This window comes from Paenisporosarcina sp. P4_D4, assembly GCF_056401835.1.
This window is the reverse complement of record NZ_JBFUIO010000017.1, coordinates 1-15857: the sequence shown is the minus strand read 5'-3', so window position 1 is coordinate 15857 and position 15857 is coordinate 1. Positions and strand designations below refer to the sequence as shown.

Annotated in this window: 19 protein-coding genes and 1 pseudogene; 18 read left to right on the top strand and 2 right to left on the bottom strand. The window is 36.2% G+C overall.

Features of this window, described 5'->3' with window-relative positions; genetic code table 11:
* Positions 1–97: 97 nt before the first annotated feature.
* The 4 genes from AC1DSL_RS06640 (at position 98) to ppsA (ending at position 4728) form a co-directional block, all read left to right on the top strand.
* A complete protein-coding gene (locus AC1DSL_RS06640; RefSeq protein ID WP_477531637.1) occupies positions 98–331 on the top strand; it encodes a DUF3953 domain-containing protein in 234 nt (77 codons plus the stop codon).
* Positions 332–619: 288 nt separating this feature from the next.
* A complete protein-coding gene (locus AC1DSL_RS06635) occupies positions 620–760 on the top strand; it encodes a hypothetical protein (RefSeq protein WP_477531636.1) in 141 nt (46 codons plus the stop codon).
* Positions 761–1215: 455 nt separating this feature from the next.
* Positions 1216–1998 carry a putative protein N(5)-glutamine methyltransferase gene (locus AC1DSL_RS06630; protein ID WP_477531635.1) on the top strand — a complete coding sequence of 261 codons (783 nt, stop codon included), beginning with the start codon at positions 1216–1218 and terminating at the stop codon, positions 1996–1998.
* Positions 1999–2112: 114 nt separating this feature from the next.
* Entirely contained in the window at positions 2113–4728 is a 2616-nt protein-coding gene (gene ppsA, locus AC1DSL_RS06625; RefSeq protein WP_477531634.1) for a phosphoenolpyruvate synthase, read from the top strand.
* A gap of 187 nt (positions 4729–4915) precedes the next feature.
* Here the strand turns inward: ppsA and AC1DSL_RS06620 are convergent, their stop codons facing one another.
* Positions 4916–5794, bottom strand: coding sequence for a DMT family transporter (locus tag AC1DSL_RS06620; protein ID WP_477531633.1), 879 nt, complete (start codon positions 5792–5794; stop codon positions 4916–4918).
* 433 nt (positions 5795–6227) lie between these two features.
* Here AC1DSL_RS06620 and AC1DSL_RS06615 point away from each other — a divergent pair, with 433 nt between their 5' ends.
* The 7 genes from AC1DSL_RS06615 to AC1DSL_RS06585 all read left to right on the top strand — a co-directional run bounded on the left by AC1DSL_RS06615 (position 6228) and on the right by AC1DSL_RS06585 (position 11009).
* Positions 6228–6551 carry a PadR family transcriptional regulator gene (locus tag AC1DSL_RS06615; protein WP_477531661.1) on the top strand — a complete coding sequence of 108 codons (324 nt, stop codon included), beginning with the start codon at positions 6228–6230 and terminating at the stop codon, positions 6549–6551.
* Positions 6552–7313 carry an HAAS domain-containing protein gene (locus tag AC1DSL_RS06610; RefSeq protein ID WP_477531632.1) on the top strand — a complete coding sequence of 254 codons (762 nt, stop codon included), beginning with the start codon at positions 6552–6554 and terminating at the stop codon, positions 7311–7313.
* Positions 7314–7653: 340 nt separating this feature from the next.
* Positions 7654–8037: a hypothetical protein gene (locus AC1DSL_RS06605; protein ID WP_477531631.1), complete on the top strand. Its 384-nt coding sequence runs from the start codon at positions 7654–7656 to the stop codon at positions 8035–8037.
* Between the two features lie 375 nt (positions 8038–8412).
* Complete coding sequence (locus AC1DSL_RS06600; RefSeq protein WP_477531630.1) at positions 8413–8676, top strand: hypothetical protein; 264 nt, start codon at positions 8413–8415, stop codon at positions 8674–8676.
* Positions 8677–8865: 189 nt separating this feature from the next.
* Entirely contained in the window at positions 8866–9264 is a 399-nt protein-coding gene (locus AC1DSL_RS06595; RefSeq protein WP_477531629.1) for a DUF5071 domain-containing protein, read from the top strand.
* A 78-nt stretch (positions 9265–9342) separates the two neighbouring features.
* A complete protein-coding gene (locus AC1DSL_RS06590) occupies positions 9343–10080 on the top strand; it encodes a type II toxin-antitoxin system HicB family antitoxin (RefSeq protein ID WP_477531628.1) in 738 nt (245 codons plus the stop codon).
* Positions 10081–10712: 632 nt separating this feature from the next.
* Entirely contained in the window at positions 10713–11009 is a 297-nt protein-coding gene (locus AC1DSL_RS06585; RefSeq protein WP_477531627.1) for a hypothetical protein, read from the top strand.
* Between the two features lie 188 nt (positions 11010–11197).
* On the opposite strand, the gene AC1DSL_RS06580 is transcribed toward AC1DSL_RS06585, so the two are convergent.
* Positions 11198–12160 (bottom strand): helix-turn-helix transcriptional regulator, encoded by a 963-nt coding sequence (locus tag AC1DSL_RS06580; protein WP_477531626.1) that lies wholly within the window; start codon positions 12158–12160, stop codon positions 11198–11200.
* Positions 12161–12270: 110 nt separating this feature from the next.
* Here AC1DSL_RS06580 and AC1DSL_RS06575 point away from each other — a divergent pair, with 110 nt between their 5' ends.
* The 7 genes and pseudogenes from AC1DSL_RS06575 to AC1DSL_RS06545 all read left to right on the top strand — a co-directional run.
* A complete protein-coding gene (locus AC1DSL_RS06575; protein ID WP_036659425.1) occupies positions 12271–12750 on the top strand; it encodes a GyrI-like domain-containing protein in 480 nt (159 codons plus the stop codon).
* A gap of 22 nt (positions 12751–12772) precedes the next feature.
* Positions 12773–13237 carry a phage tail protein gene (locus tag AC1DSL_RS06570; RefSeq protein WP_477531625.1) on the top strand — a complete coding sequence of 155 codons (465 nt, stop codon included), beginning with the start codon at positions 12773–12775 and terminating at the stop codon, positions 13235–13237.
* 340 nt (positions 13238–13577) lie between these two features.
* A complete protein-coding gene (locus tag AC1DSL_RS06565; RefSeq protein ID WP_016427953.1) occupies positions 13578–13796 on the top strand; it encodes a hypothetical protein in 219 nt (72 codons plus the stop codon).
* 207 nt (positions 13797–14003) lie between these two features.
* Positions 14004–14486: a hypothetical protein gene (locus AC1DSL_RS06560; protein WP_477531624.1), complete on the top strand. Its 483-nt coding sequence runs from the start codon at positions 14004–14006 to the stop codon at positions 14484–14486.
* Positions 14487–14588: 102 nt separating this feature from the next.
* Positions 14589–14987, top strand: a complete 399-nt coding sequence (locus tag AC1DSL_RS06555) for a hypothetical protein (RefSeq protein ID WP_477531623.1) — start codon at positions 14589–14591, stop codon at positions 14985–14987.
* 100 nt (positions 14988–15087) lie between these two features.
* On the top strand, positions 15088–15399 hold the full coding sequence (locus tag AC1DSL_RS06550) for a DUF3784 domain-containing protein (RefSeq protein ID WP_477531622.1): 312 nt from the start codon (positions 15088–15090) through the stop codon (positions 15397–15399).
* Positions 15400–15615: 216 nt separating this feature from the next.
* A pseudogene (locus AC1DSL_RS06545) lies at positions 15616–15857 on the top strand (hypothetical protein); the annotation flags it as partial.

The window sequence follows — 15857 nt, the reverse complement described above, 5'->3', positions numbered from 1 at the left end:
ACTAACGGGGCGGATTAGTAAGCGTCCTTTCTCTTCATTCCGCCAAAATGATTACTTTATATGATAAGATAAAATAATTTTTGGGAGGATTATATTGATGAAAATAATAAGAATTATATTAGGAATAATTGTTATTGCTTTATCCAGTTATAGTTTAATAAGTAGAAACTTTGAGTTGATGCCGTTTATGATGTTGTTCTTAGGTGCGTTTATGTTGGTAACAGGATTATCCGAAATTCAGAAAGACAGAAAGAGATTTGAAGGGTATATGTTCATTATTGTTTCTTTATTTATTTTCTTTGTTTCCATACAGGGTTTCTTATTGAACTAACTAGGCAGGATAGTTCAATAAGAAATGTAAATCCAAATCAACAAATTGTATGAGGTGAATTAATGAAAGAAGGATTACTCTTTTGTTTTTGTCTCTGTCTCTGTCTCTGTCTCTGTCTCTGTCTCTTGGCTGCTTGTAGTCATTACAGCGAACCCTTAATAGAAGATGAAATGATTAAACTCCACAATTGAATGTACAAGTGGTAAAACGATTGAAATTAATGAGCAAAAAACCATTAATAAAGTAATTAGGGAAATTAACGGTTCAAGAAGAGAAGGTACAGAAGAAATGGAATTCGATTTCGAACATCGAGCTACCCTTGAAAACATTGATGGAATGAAAGAATCTTTCGACTTGTTCACAAGCGGGAAATCCATTGTGTCTGGATATTATATTCACTCAAGCATTGATGACTTTTGTGGGAAGTAAACTATTTAGTATTTCTTATTCAACTAACGGGTACTTTAGTTGAACAATCGGCTGCCTTGTAAGGGATAATTGGCAATACACCTTAAATATTGATAAGCGAAATTCAAACAAAGTTTAGCCTGATACCTTAGTAGATATAGCTAACTCTTTGATTATTGAACTAACTTAAAATTTCTTCTTCAACTAATAGGTACTTTAGTTGGAACTTTCTGCCGCCTTTACAGGTGGCTTTTTCTTATGGATGAAATGAAGTTCTCACCTCAAAGATCTACATCAGAGCGAAAAAACCATGATAACAATAATATGCTTCTAACATTCTAATCGAAAAAGTGGAGTGGTATTATGAAATGCTTGGTTAGTTCAAGAAGGATTTCTTCTATTTTTAACGAATTACAAATAATACTAAAAGCTATCAAGATTAGGTGATATTAATAGAAGAGCAAATTAATTTTTATATGGACGACGAAACAAAAATAAGTATAATAACCAGGCTTCGGACAGCTGGTTGTGTATTCGCAGAAGATGAGGCACGGTTGTTTTTCTCTGAGGCAAGGACGCCGGCTGAATTTGCCACCATGGTGGAACGACGAATAAACGGCTTGCCCCTTGAATACGTCTTAGGGTGGGCTGAATTCTGCGGTATCCGGATAGCGGTGGACTCTGGAGTATTCGTACCCCGCCGTCGCACTGAGTTTTTAGTCCGTCAAGCAGCAGCTCTCGTAACACAAGGCGCCATTGTAGTTGACCTGTGCTGCGGCACAGGTGCGGTGGGCTTAGCGCTGGCCGTAGCTGTGGAAGGAATCGAGTTGTACGCCGCCGACATTGATCCAGCCGCGGTGCGGTGCGCCCGCCGAAACGTAACTTCCGTCGAGGGTCACGTGTATGAAGGAGACCTCTATGAGCCGCTGCCAGCCACATTACGGGGCCGTGTCAATGTACTGGTCGCAAACGCACCCTACGTCCCTACCGAAGCAATCGTGCTGTTACCCCTGGAGGCCCGCATACATGAGGCGCGGGTGGCACTCGACGGGGGGGCGGACGGGCTTGACGTCCAGCGGCGAGTGGCTGCTGAGGCAACACTCTGGCTTGCACCGGGCGGTCATCTGCTGGTTGAGACTAGCGAGCGACAGGCACAGTTGACCGTCGAGATTTTTGCTCAAAACGGGCTAATAACACAGGTGGCATATTACGACGAACTTGACGCTACAGTCGTCATTGGAACCAGGCCCAACCTATGAACATGGAACTTCGCCAGGAGCAGGAACGAGTGTACAGCGTAATTGGTTGATCAGATGAACAATTTTTGTCATATGATTCGTCTTGGTATTGAGCGATATATGGGAGGGAAAGAAATGAAACGATATGTACTAGAGTTTCGGGAGATTGATAAAACGAAACAAACGGTGGTCGGTGGCAAAGGGATGAATTTGGGCGAATGTTCGAGGATTGAAGGAATACTTGTTCCAAAGGGATTTTGTGTTACCACTGAGGCATATAAAAGAGTCATAGGAAAAAATGAGAAGCTTCATCAACTACTGGATCAATTGGCTGTTCTAAAAGTGGACGAACGGGAAAAAATTAGCCAGATTAGCAGGAAGATTCGTGAGCTGATCGAGGGAATCGAAATGGAGAAGGAGATCGAAGAAGATATCGATCGATGTCTCTTAACTTTTGGCTATGAGCAAGCTTATGCCGTGCGTTCCAGTGCCACGGCTGAAGATTTGCCATATGCTTCTTTTGCCGGCCAGCATGACACCTATTTAAATATCACCGGTAAAGAAGCCATTTTGCGGCACATCCGAAAATGCTGGGCTTCTCTATTTACGGATCGTGCAGTGGTTTACCGCATACAAAACGGTTTTGACCACAACCAAGTGTATTTATCCGTTGTTGTCCAACAGATGGTGTTCCCACAGGCTTCTGGAATTTTATTTACTGCAGATCCCGTTACTTCCAATCGGAAGTTGCTATCAATCGATGCCAGTTTTGGACTAGGGGAGGCCCTTGTCTCCGGCTTGGTATCTGCGGATTGCTATAAGGTGCAAGAAGATAAAATCGTAGATAAGATGATAGCAAACAAAAAATTGGCTATCTATGGACTAAAGGAAGGCGGAACAGAGACACAGCAGATTGATCCTGATCAGCAAAAGACGCAAACACTTACTGAACAACAAATTTTACAGCTCGCACGCATAGGCAGAGAGATTGAAGCTTATTTTGGTTGCCCACAAGATATCGAATGGTGTCTGGTTGATGATACATTTTATATTGTCCAGAGTCGGCCAATCACTACTTTATACCCGATCCCTGAAGCAAATGATCAAGAAAATCACGTTTACGTATCTGTCGGTCATCAACAAATGATGACCGACCCCTTGAAACCATTAGGAATGTCTATATTCCAGTTAACATCTTTTGGACCAAGGTTTAAAGCTGGTGGGAGGTTGTTTGTTGATATCACACATAAACTAGCTTCACCTGTTAGCAGAGAAATTTTATTAGATACCCTGGGACAATCCGATCCGCTCATAAAAGACGCACTTATTACCATAATAGAGCGAGGAGATTTTATTAAATCGTTACCAAATGATAAAAAAGAACTGAGTCCCAGTAAAAGCAATAAAGGTATGTCGTCTGCGGGTTTTCAAGCACAAATCGAAAACGATCCGACAATCGTTTCTGATTTGATTAAGAGTAGTCAAACATCGATAGAAGAGTTAAAACAAATCATCCAAACGAAATCAGGATCCGATTTATTTGATTTTATTCTAGAAGATATCCAGCAATTAAAGAAGATTTTATTTGACCCACAAAGTTTGGGTGTGATTATGGCTGCTATGGATGCTTCATCATGGATTAATGCAAATATGAACAAGTGGTTAGGTGAAAAAAACGTAGCAGATACGCTTTCTCAATCTGTACCAAACAATATTACTTCGGAAATGGGTCTGGCGCTATTGGATGTCGCAGATGTGATTCGTCCTTATCCAGAAGTAATTGATTATCTACAACATGTAAAAGATGATAACTTTTTGGACGAACTGGTTAAGTTTAATGGTGGACAGGAAACCAAAGACGCTATCTATGATTATCTCAGCAAATACGGAATGCGATGTACCGGAGAAATCGATATTACTAAAACTCGTTGGAACGAAAAACCAACTACACTTGTCCCCATGATTCTCAATAACATCAAAAACTTTGAGCCTAATGCTAGCAATCGAAAATTTGAGCAAGGGCGACAGGAAGCTTTGAAAAAAGAACAAGAGTTATTAGATCGATTGAAGCAATTACCGGATGGTGAACAAAAAGCCAAAGAAACAAAACGAATGATCGACCTAATCCGGAATTTCATCGGTTATAGGGAATATCCAAAATACGGCATGGTTAATCGCTACTTTGTTTATAAGCAGGCTTTACTGAAAGAAGCCGAACAACTCGTACAAGCCATCGTTATTCATGAAAAAGAAGATATATACTATCTCACTATTGAAGAACTTCACGAAGTCGTTCGCACAAATAAACTAGATTACCAGATCATCAGCAAACGAAAAGACGAGTACAAATTATATGAAAAACTAACTCCACCACGTGTTATTAAGTCTGATGGTGAAATCATTGTAGGTGAGTACAAACGAGAAAATCTCCCAGCCGAAGCTATTGTAGGTCTACCTGTTTCTTCCGGAGCTATAGAGGGACGAGCACGTGTCATCTTAAACATGGAAGATGCTGATCTAGAAGATGGAGATATATTAGTCACCTCCTTTACTGACCCAAGCTGGACACCATTGTTTGTATCCATAAAAGGCCTAGTGACCGAAGTTGGTGGACTGATGACCCATGGAGCAGTTATCGCACGTGAATATGGCTTACCAGCAATTGTTGGGGTGGGAAATGCTACCAATCTAATAAAAGATGGGCAACGTATTCGAGTAAATGGAACAGAAGGTTATATAGAAATACTATAATTCATCACATTTAAATCATAAAAGAAGAGTATTCGAATTAGGAGAATCATTGACATCATGGTGCTTTGCGGTCTATGTAAGAACCCTGTCACTAGGACATTTAAGGGGGCAGGAACTGAATCAATAAGGAAGATTAGTTTCTAACAAGCAAAACCCCTTCAAATAAGGTTGAAGGGGTTTTGCAATACTAATTTTTCTCGTTAATAACGAATAAAACACCAGTGAGAATTAGGATAGATCCTATCCAAAACGTTACACCTATGTTCTCGCCTAAAATAAGCCATCCAAGTAATGTTCCAACCACGGGCTGAAAGAAGAAAAATAAYCCGCCATTTGAGGCGTTAAGCATTTGCAATCCACGATTCCAAAGTAARAATCCAACTGCTGTTGAGATAACACCCAAATACAAAAGTCCTCCCCAAATAGTCGGGTGAGTCAGTTCAGAGATATTTACTTCGTGTAACCGAGGCAGAACAAAAGGGGTCAATACAATTAGCGCAACCAATATAGAATAGGTCGTTACTACAATTTGTGAATAATCACTCGGCAACTTTTTTACAAGTACAGACATGAGTGCCCATGTTAAAGCAGCAATAAGAAGCCAAATACCACCAAGTGTACTGGACATACTCATATTACCAATTCCAACAATGAGTAGTACTCCAATTGTTGCTAAACAAACGGAGATTCCCTTTTTTAAAGTCAAACGTTCTTTAAGGATTAAGCGAGCAAAAATAACCATAAATGCTGGTGTTGAAGAAGTTATAATGGCTCCCATTTGTGCTGTGGATAGCATTGTACCAGTTTCCTGAGCAACAATTGAAATCGCATTACCAATGACCCCAATAGCTACGATTAATAAGAAATGACGTTTCTCAATTCGCCAGTTTTGTCGTGTTATGAAGCCGATAACGAGAAGTGCAACAATTGCCACTAAATATCGCATCCACACAAGTTCGAGTGGAGGTATGACAGATACCACGACTTTAACAACAACGTACATACCGCCCCAAATACTTGATGCTAAAACTAAATATAATGAACCTAATAAGGTATTGTTTTTCATTTTTCGTACCCTCCGTCTTTTGTTTAGGTCGAAATTGTACCTAACGGAGAGATGTAGTCACCTTCACTCCATTAAGAGCAGAAGAGTACTACTGGTACATCGTTTTCAAATAATGGAGTCCAATACATATTGATTCACCTCTGTTCAAATCTAACTTCAAATATATGTGTATTATTATAGCAGAGAATATTAAGTATTTGGCCGAAACACCCACACAAAATAAACTCGTAGCTAACTGGTGCTTTAGTTGAACATTTGGTTGCCTTTCATGGCAGAACGAGTGCGTTAATCCACCAAGGAGCAATAAATCGCTATCTTGTAATGCAAAGTAGTTGATTTATTACATTTTATTAGCTATAGTGTATTACAAGTTACTTGTTTTCTTTGCATCATTTAATGAAAGGCAGTGAGTTTATTGGCTACGTCCACCCAAATGTTGAAAGGAATCTTGGAAGGTTGTTTGTTGGCGATTATCAAACGCGGAGAGACGTATGGATATGAAATGATCGAGAAATTAGAAGATTTTGGTTTCAATATGGTCAGTGAAGGGAGTATTTATCCTGTTTTAATGAGGATGCAGAAAGAAAATCTGGTCACAACAGTAATGAAAGCTTCACCAAATGGACCGAACCGAAAATATTATACAATCACCGAAGCAGGGAAAGATGAACTAGCTGATTACCAAGCAAGGTGGAAAGAACTTTCACAGGCAGTGCATGCTTTATTTGATAATGACATAAACAAAGGAGCGGAATAAATGCTAACAACAAAAAGTGTGAATTTCATTGATAACCTTCGAATGTACTTACTCACTTCAGGGAAAAATGAAAATGAAGTGAAAGAAGTAACAGAAGAATTGCGTGATCATTTAATTGAATCTGAAAAGCGTGGAAAGAATATAGATGAAATAGTCGGGGGTACTCCTGAAGCTTATATGGACTCCATCAAGCTTGAGATGAAAACAGATTATATAAGTATAGTGAAAAACATTCCGATATACTTTTTAGGGATTATTGCTTATTTTATTATGGGACCTGCAATTAGGGGTGAATTTGAATTGAACATTGTTCAATTAATAGGGTTTCCAATAATTTCAGTAATTGGACTACTCATTTATGTTTTTTTGCTCCAAAAAGCTGGAAAAAATCAATATTCAACAAAGAAACTCTTCTTTATTGGAACGATTGCCAGTTCAAGTGTTACTGCATTATTCATCCTTCTTTTGTTAGGAAGTAACTTTCTAGTAGAACCTTTCTACAAAGCTGGCCCTATAGTAACCGTGGGCATTATAGTAATTTGCGTGGCAGTTTTTATCTTGTTAGCCTTTTGGGGTAAGACATTGTCAGCCATTTGGATACCAACGTTATTGTTCATACCTGATTATTTTTACCGTTTTTCAAATTTAAAGGACGAAACAATATTGATTATCGCTGCTGCATCGTATGTTCTTATTTTCATTTTCTTGATGTTGAACTTATTAATTAGTGATCGATTAAGAATGGCAAAAGTTATGAGATAAAGGAAGTAAATAGCTAATATTAATTGTCGCGTATCTGAGCAACACATTCTCTAGATAATTATAAAAACGCTAGTAATGTTATGTGTTTCTAATACAAAAAAATCAGGGTGCAATTACCTCCTAATGCGGGGGGTATTTCAACTCATACACTCACTTTCGAAAGGCTCGGTAAAAAGACACGTGTTGATTTTCCTTTCTAATTAACCTTCCCCGTTATTAGTACGCTCCTTATTGAACTAACGGGGAAGGTTAGTTGAACAAGGAATTAGTTACCAATACATAAGTTCTGATATTTTGAGACAATCAAACAGTATCTAGACTTTAAAGGTAAGGGGTAAAGATGAAGAAATATATGTCGTTAAATTTAATTTTGTTTACTGCTTTTTTGACAGGAACCATACTTACGATATTAATAATATATAAGGATATTGATACTTCGCTATCTCTTAAATTTATTATAGGACATGTAATTTATCTTCTTCTATATGGTTTGTTCTTCATCTTTTTAGTTATTGCGAATACAAGGAAATTAAATTGTATTCAAATAAGAAAAAGGTTTTTTACGTTTATTATTTGGTTTATTTCTTTAAGTGCATTGCACTATCTTCTTTCTTATTTTTTCAGACGTTCGGAAATGGATGTTTGGGATTTAGGTACTCCTTTGGGTGTATCAATTGGATTGGCATTTTCTGATTTAATGTATTGGAAAAAGAAAGTAAATTGATCCTTAATGAACTAACGGGTGCTTTAGTTGAATAAGGACCACTAAAAAAAGCTCAAACTTTTTTATAAAAAAMGAAATAACTTATAACAAATTTAGAAGTCATTTTGATCAATCTTTTTTCAAAATGGCTTCTTTTTGTCTGTCGTAAAATATTGGTTTGCGAAATGACCCTAGGAAGGGGAGTGAACACTATTCGTCATTTTACTCTTCGGGTATTGTTTTAGCTAAAACAATACCCTTGGTTAACACCTGAATATTATTACCGGAGATGGCAATGGTCCACTCTGATAATATTGAGTTTGATACTATCTCCAATCTATCAATGGGGTAGCTTGGAGATATAGATTGAAAAAAAAATTAAGGATGTGTTTTTAAATGGGATTGTTTTTTGAGAAGAGAAAATATAAAAGCACAAAACCATTTATATTCATTAATGTCCTGATAGTAATGCTAATCGGATTTGTTCTGTTAATGGGGATCATCAATAATTTTGAAAGCTTTTATGTTCTTCTATCATTCATTTTAGTAGGAGTGAGTTTCATTATCGAAGGATTAGAAACTTATTTGCATAAAGAAAAAAGTTGGGTCTATCTTTCAAGCTTTGGAATAGGCGTTCTGTTTATGATCTTACAGTTCTAATATTCATACTGGGGCTAACAAGCTACTAAACTAATTTTACTTTTACTTTGCATGCTCATCTTCGGACAATAATTATGAAGAGGGTGGACTATATAGCTAAAAGAATTCAAGCAGATATAATCAGTGATTAAGCTCTGGAATAATGGTTGACTCAACAGATATTAGCGTCATGCTTACAATTGAAATGGAGTGATACATCTGGGAAGCTTTAAAGATCTTCTGCCACGACATAAAACTGATGATGAAAGAGTTGAAATGATCAAAAAAATGGATAGAGCTCAAGTATTACCATTGTTGCCTGGTCTTCTCGAATGGATCCAAGATATGAATTGGCCAGTGGCACGAGGCGTATTGGAACTACTATTGACCTTTCCAGAAGAAATTGTTCCCCATGTGCAAGATGTATTAACATCATCAGATGATGATAGTTGGAAGTATTTTATATTAAATCATTTAGTCAACTACTTGACTTTAGAGTCTAGAAGGCAATTTAAAGAGTATCTAACCAGAGTTGCCGAGGCACCTACAGAAAGTGAACTGTACGAAGAACTTAATGAAATCGCTAAAGAGATTTTAGATACAATCTGAATCTACTAATTAATGATTTTTACATAGATATTGGATTAAAACTCGAAAAATACTTATGGAGAAGAGGACATTGTAAGAATGGAATACAAAAAACTAGTCTATCAAGCATGTATTAAACAACACAAAGAAGGGGATTTTGGTATATATTTTCCTAATCTATTTCCTGAAGATGGCTGGGAATATCCATTAGCAGTAGGAACAACCAGACTTGAAGCGATAAAAGAAGCCCAAAAGCAACTTGCCTTTTCTTTAGCTGGAATCTTATATGACAATGAAGACCTTCCAAAGCCATTACCTATTCAAAACAAAGACCTACTAGAAGGGATGGAAATAATTGATATAGAAACTGCTACTAGTCTTGATTCTGAAGAAATAAAGGAGCATTTGAAAGGGCGCCATTGGCATATTAGCTATTACCTTGAAGACAATGAAGATGAGGGTATCGAGGCAATTGGATATAAAAATGACCAGGGAGAGTGGGATATATACTTCGATGATTATTCAGAGGACGAGAAAACCCTATTTTTTGATTCCTCTTATAAAAAAAATCATGAGTGGCCATATAATATAATCCTATTTTCTGTTCATTTACGTTCCGAAGCACAGGAGAAATTTAATCACTTTGTTGAAAATGTAATTTTAAAACGACGTACTTCTATTGAGTGGTTGGAGAGGGAAAAAGATCGATTAGAATCTGAAGCGAATTTTAATAAAGCTCTTAATGACTTAATTGATGAAAAAGTGAAAATTGGAGAGATTAGTGAAAATGAAGCTGCTTTAATGAAAAATGAAATCACCACTAATGTAGATAACTAATTCCAGTTAACTTTAATTGCATAGTGTAACCGTAGATTTTCTGGAATTCTGTTAAGTATTCTAATTAAACATAGTTAAAAAGAGAACAAAGGATAATTTGCCAATGCTAAATGAAACTTTTTTAAATATAGTTGTACATATGATGGACTCATCACGGAAATGGTAGTGAAAAAAGTTTATGGAATTGTTAAGAGTGTTTTTTGGTCTAATCGCAATTTGTTAAGGTATTTTTTTACTAATACAACTATTTAAGTTCAAGAAAGAATTTGATAAAGCAAAAAATAAGCAAGAGAACTTTGTGCAAAAATGGAAGAAGAATTTCTCGAGGTATATTATGTTAGCAGTTGTTATGGTAATCTGTGGTTTAACTGCTACAGTGTTGAGTTAGTTTTAGATGAACGCTTGAATATGAACACAACAAAAGGACCTTTCATTAGGTCCTTATTAAATATCATTAAAAGAGACGGAAAAAGATCTTACCTTTTCCGTCTCTTTGATAATTATATATATGGAAAATTTATTTAAAGTTGGAGCTTTTATTCGTTTCAAACGTATTAAAGTAAAGGGGCCAGGTTAGTTGAACAGTGTTGTATAACTTGTTTTCAACAATCGGGGTATGAGGAGGGAAATTATTGGCTACACAAAAGAAGAGTAAATGGTCACTTGCTTTAAGTATTATAGGAGTAATTGCATTTGGAGTTAGCTATTTTATATCTGAAAATCCGACTTTTATAGAAAAAATCGTTATTGGGATACTTTTTTTCTCTGGAATTATCMTTATGGTAGGCGGTATTATCTCGGGCATTTGTGCCTTTAAGACAAAGGAGAAGGGAATTCTCAAATATATAGGATTTTTAGTAATAATTCTTCTTGTTATTAAACTAGCTTTACCACTGTTGCTTATGGTTTTATTTGGATTTGGGGGATAATTTGTATACGGTGATTCTGCAAACGGGCGCGAATGTTTAAGAAGTGTCTCTGTTCATATTCAACTAACGGATGCTTTAGTTGAATAAGGACAACTAAAGACTATAGTTAGGTTTTCCAACGATCGTCTTTTTGCTTCAATGTCAAAAAACTCACCATGCAGTAACGCTGTTTCCTTGATTGATACATTTTATGGGCAGTATAAGCATAATCTCTCCTGTAAACCTTCCAAGACTTCTTCTGGCACTTCCCTGACCTTGATATCCCCACCTAGGAAAAGTAGCCAATTTGTTATTTCGGTCAATTCTTCGGTCTTATTAACATTGATAAAAGTCTTTAGAATAGCTGTGGTTTGGTAAGGATTCGTATAGGAAATTGAAACTTTTAAAGGATGGTATTTTTTGAACTGGGCAATCGCTTTTGGACCAAGTTCAAGGACAAGGTTGATTACTTCTTCCTGCTTACTTAGTTTTTCTAAAATCTTTTTCTTACTTAATCTTTTTTTCGTTGGGTAGGGTTTGACATTGGTGAGATGCTCGACAGGAAAAATCTGCTTCTTTTCTTCCTTTAAGTCAAAGCCTTCAATCAGCCAAAGGCTTTTTTCATGATAAAGGTGCAAGAGATAAATTGGATAAGACTTTATTACCTTCTCTTCTTTGATGTTAATCAATAAATAGCTATCCAAAAGAAGGATTTGGATGAGTTTTTCTAACATGGGATGGGGGAGGTCTGAAAGATCAAGTAGGTCGGGATTATTGGGGTTGGTCCCTTCAAAAAGCAAGATTTGATTTAAAAGAACAAGGTCATTTTGCTGGTTTTCTGAGATGAGGCCTAGTAATTTTTCAGCTAAAGACTGACGACTCTTTAGATAGGGAAGTTGTTGATTTCTTGTGGCCATAAAGGCAATAAAAAGAGCTTTGACCTCATTATCGGTAAAGCGAACAGCGGGCAGGACAGAGTTGTGCATGACAAAATAACCCCCATCCCTTCCAACTTCAGCGACAAGTGGCATCCCCATGGCCTCAATTTCTCTGATATCTCTAATAGCTGTCGAACGAGAGATGTTAAATTCTCGCATGATTTCAGAAATTGTAAAGTGGGCGCGGTTGTTGATATACCGCATGATGATATTAATCCGTTCAACTTTTTTCATCGTGACTCCTAAACAGTATCATTTTTTGACATGATTTAAGGCTATCATAAACCTATCAAGTGAAGAAGACAATTCATTTGATAAATATAAAAAAGAGGAAGGTTTTGAATATGGCAGATTATACCTTAGAAGAAAAAGACAGCTTTACCGTTTTAGGTTTTGGAACTGAGCTTAAGAGCGATTACACAGACTTTGCTGGCATAAACAAGGAAAAGTCAGACTTTTGGCAAGCCTTCAGCCAAGATGGAAGGCTTGACTCTTTAAAAGCCATAGCCACAAATGACTACATTTTTGCCGTGAACGAAGCAGTGAATAACAAGATGATGCATTATGCTGGCGTTATGACAGAGGCATCGGCACCAGAAGAAGCCAGAGTAATCCAATTTCCTAAAGGGGAATACCTAGTTGTTAATGGGGAAGGTAAGACGGCTGATGAATTGAATAATAAGCTTGCTGGCCTTGCCTTCGGTCAAGTCTTGCCAGAAGCAAAGAATTTTGCCTATGTTGGTGGGCCAAATGCAACGGTTGAGATGGGGCAGCGAAACGGCTTAGTTTTTGGTGAAATGTGGATTCCTGTTGTTAGGAAATAAAAAGATAAAAGGAGAGATGGAAATGTCCTATATCGTTGATTTTAAAAATGTGTCTACGGTTGGTTTAGAATCTTCACCTGTAGTAGAGGCGCTTGCTGGTTTACGTGCTAATGAAGCCCGTTACTTTATGAACAAATACAAGCATGAATTTACGGTTGTACCAGCTAGCGAAAGCCAGGAGACCCTTGATTATGTGAACCGAATTTTGAAAGAAGATCGTGATATTGAGTTTGCGGCCAAACCTTTAGAAACGTCGCGTTTTCAACTGGAAAATATCAAATTTGCCTACGTCATTTATGAGGATGGCCTTGTGGTCAACGTCATGTATACAGTTGATGGCCCTAAGAAGCGGGCCGTTGGTTTTAAGCTTTCTGAGGGGATGGAGGTACCAAAGGAGTTGGAAGGGAAGTTTAAGTTTGCTAGGCAGAAGTCTAAACTAGCTGGAACAATTCGGGGCTCGTTTTTTGTAATTAAAGGAGAATATTAAAGTAAGCAAAAGCGCAAGTCCTTGTTATTCCATTAAAGGGCGCGATTGTGGAACAACACAGACAGAAATGATCAAACTTTTTTATAAAACCAAACTTAAATCTGCTGATAAAGAATCCATTTTGATCAATTTCTTTCAAAATGGATTCTTTTAATTTATCGTAAAATATGGGTTTTCGTGGTACTTTTTAATCAAACTTTATTCCAAAGCAACAAGAAGACTTTCTCCGAAGATAATTGGATATTTATGTTTAAAATATAATAGAAATTGCGAAGGGAAGTTCTTAAGTTACGCAGCAAGTTAGGAAAGTAATTCACAAAAAAGGGGGTGTATTAAAAAATTGGATTTATTACTTTGGATAACTGTTGGTTTCATCATAATCGGATTTATTGTTCTCGCTTCTATGAAAAAAAATATGGATAGTAAGCTCACTTTTATAATAAGAAATATGGAAAGTAAGAAAAGTTCAACTAAATCCATAGTTTGGTGGATAGTGGGAACCACAGTTTGGGGGGGAGCGAGTCTCATTCTTATTGGGTGGTGGTTTAGTGGGATTTAGTAAGTTTTTGGCAATGGTTTTAGAGGGAGGTAGTTCATTTTTTGAAGAAATGTACTTAAACAAACGGCGGCTTTACTTCAATAAGGGGTAAAGCCTATTTATTATTCAACTAACGAAGCAGGTTAGCCTAACGAAGAGGTATTTTATGGAAGTTTATCGAAATAGTTCTTTTATGTTGAAAAGTTCAGTAATTGAAAAGAGGGCTGTATGTTGGAACAAAGCTGGAGACTGAAAGTAGGCAAAGTATTACATAAGAAGTATAAGTTAATAACTTATCTTTATCTTGCACTAATGCTTTTATTTTATATGTGTTATATCTTGCTCGAAAGTTATAGGCGAAATAAATCAGATTATTGGATATCGAAAATCAACCTAACCCAAGAAAATATTCAAAGTATTAGCCTTTTAGGGACTTGGACATCGATTATGGAAGTAATGTTCTTAGCTTTATTTATTATAGTAGCTAGCATTGTATTAGTTTTGTATCGGAAAGATAAGAACATGTTTAAGCGTTTTTTACTAATTCATATTGGCGTATTTATAGCTATCCTTCTTGTGAGTTATGCTTTAGCTTTGATTACACCATTACCTATTGGGAATTTAACTCAACCTTTAATTACACCACTTTTATTATTGGGGATTTTATCAATTTATTTTGGATTGTTGAGGATAAAAGGGATTTGCCTCTAGTTGAAGATCACTGAGCTGCTTAAACTGTCTTTTTCTTATTCTACTAACGGGACAGGTTAGTTGAAAAACGGTGACCATAGAAAAACTATAAGGGGTGATTTGATGAAGAAATGGGTTTTACTTTTAATAGGATTAGTGATCGTAATCAGTAGTGGCTATGCAATACTTTCTAATGGGTTTTCAAATATTGAGAGCATTAAAGTGCAAAAGTTCGATAGAGGCACAAATGATTTTAATGAAGGAAAAGTTATTAAAGATAATTCTACGATAAAGACTTCAAAGTTATTAAACAGAGCAAACCACGAAAAGAATGTCAATTATGAAATGGAAAAGCGAGAAGACTATAAGGTTACTGTTATATATGAAAACGGTACTAATGATGGATTTCTTGTTTGGAATCACGAAGGATTAAACGTATTTGTAATGAGACCATCTAAAAACGACGTATTAAGAATAAAGAATGAAAATCATAGAATAGAATTTCTCGAAATACTAAAATAAATGGAAAATGCTTGGAATATTCTATCCAAGCGTTTTGCCAATGTGAATTACTCATGATAAGAATAGTATCAAAATACTTCTGGTGTGGAGGAAGATGAAATTGTATGTTGCAGTTCTAATATGCGGTATTGTTGGCTTATTAATGTTCTTAATGGCATATCTAATTTGGGTAAAGAAAAAATTATTTCTAATAGCTGGATACAATGACGAAACGTTCGGGGGGGACAAAGAAAAATTAGGTAAAGTAATGGGTATTTATTCGATAATTATAGGAATAGTCATTTTCCCGTTACCATTAGCAGTAGAATATATTGGGACATATATTATTTATTTCTTTATAATTTTTATTTCATTATCAACTATACCTCTAGTAATTTATATTAATATTTTAAATAGGAAGAAGGTTAATTAGCATTACATTATGATTGTCAGTAGGAGTAACTTTCTGTAAAAGGAAATGGCGGATTCCACATAATCTAGCACGACCATAAACAAAAGGTATTTGCTGTTGATAGGGGGGAAACCTTATTGAACTAACGGGGCAGTTTAGTTCAATAAGAAGGAAGTATTAAGAGAGTGCCGAATTGGTGTAAATGTAAATAATAGTTTTCGAATGGGGGGGTTAATCTTGAAAAAAGATTATAAGAAAATTGGGTTAGGTTCGATTTCATTATTGCTATTTATAATTGGAATATTATTTTCCATTTCATTCGGTAATCGAGAGTCCTATGGAGATGGTTTATTAAGATTTTTAGGGTTAAATCCTTGGTCAAACGGTGACAATGGATTGCATTATACAATATTTTATTCACTTATTTTCTATATACCAGCATTGATTCTGGGTTACAAGTTCAAAAATGACTTTGGAGC

Coding starts and splice junctions, on each gene's coding strand:
- AC1DSL_RS06640 (WP_477531637.1), top strand. CDS start 98: ATGAAAATAATAAGAATTATATTAGGAATAATTGTTATTGCTTTATCC.
- AC1DSL_RS06635 (WP_477531636.1), top strand. CDS start 620: ATGGAATTCGATTTCGAACATCGAGCTACCCTTGAAAACATTGATGGA.
- AC1DSL_RS06630 (WP_477531635.1), top strand. CDS start 1,216: ATGGACGACGAAACAAAAATAAGTATAATAACCAGGCTTCGGACAGCT.
- ppsA (WP_477531634.1), top strand. CDS start 2,113: ATGAAACGATATGTACTAGAGTTTCGGGAGATTGATAAAACGAAACAA.
- AC1DSL_RS06615 (WP_477531661.1), top strand. CDS start 6,228: ATGTTGAAAGGAATCTTGGAAGGTTGTTTGTTGGCGATTATCAAACGC.
- AC1DSL_RS06610 (WP_477531632.1), top strand. CDS start 6,552: ATGCTAACAACAAAAAGTGTGAATTTCATTGATAACCTTCGAATGTAC.
- AC1DSL_RS06605 (WP_477531631.1), top strand. CDS start 7,654: ATGAAGAAATATATGTCGTTAAATTTAATTTTGTTTACTGCTTTTTTG.
- AC1DSL_RS06600 (WP_477531630.1), top strand. CDS start 8,413: ATGGGATTGTTTTTTGAGAAGAGAAAATATAAAAGCACAAAACCATTT.
- AC1DSL_RS06590 (WP_477531628.1), top strand. CDS start 9,343: ATGGAATACAAAAAACTAGTCTATCAAGCATGTATTAAACAACACAAA.
- AC1DSL_RS06580 (WP_477531626.1), bottom strand. CDS start 12,160: ATGAAAAAAGTTGAACGGATTAATATCATCATGCGGTATATCAACAAC.
- AC1DSL_RS06575 (WP_036659425.1), top strand. CDS start 12,271: ATGGCAGATTATACCTTAGAAGAAAAAGACAGCTTTACCGTTTTAGGT.
- AC1DSL_RS06570 (WP_477531625.1), top strand. CDS start 12,773: ATGTCCTATATCGTTGATTTTAAAAATGTGTCTACGGTTGGTTTAGAA.
- AC1DSL_RS06560 (WP_477531624.1), top strand. CDS start 14,004: ATGTTGGAACAAAGCTGGAGACTGAAAGTAGGCAAAGTATTACATAAG.
- AC1DSL_RS06555 (WP_477531623.1), top strand. CDS start 14,589: ATGAAGAAATGGGTTTTACTTTTAATAGGATTAGTGATCGTAATCAGT.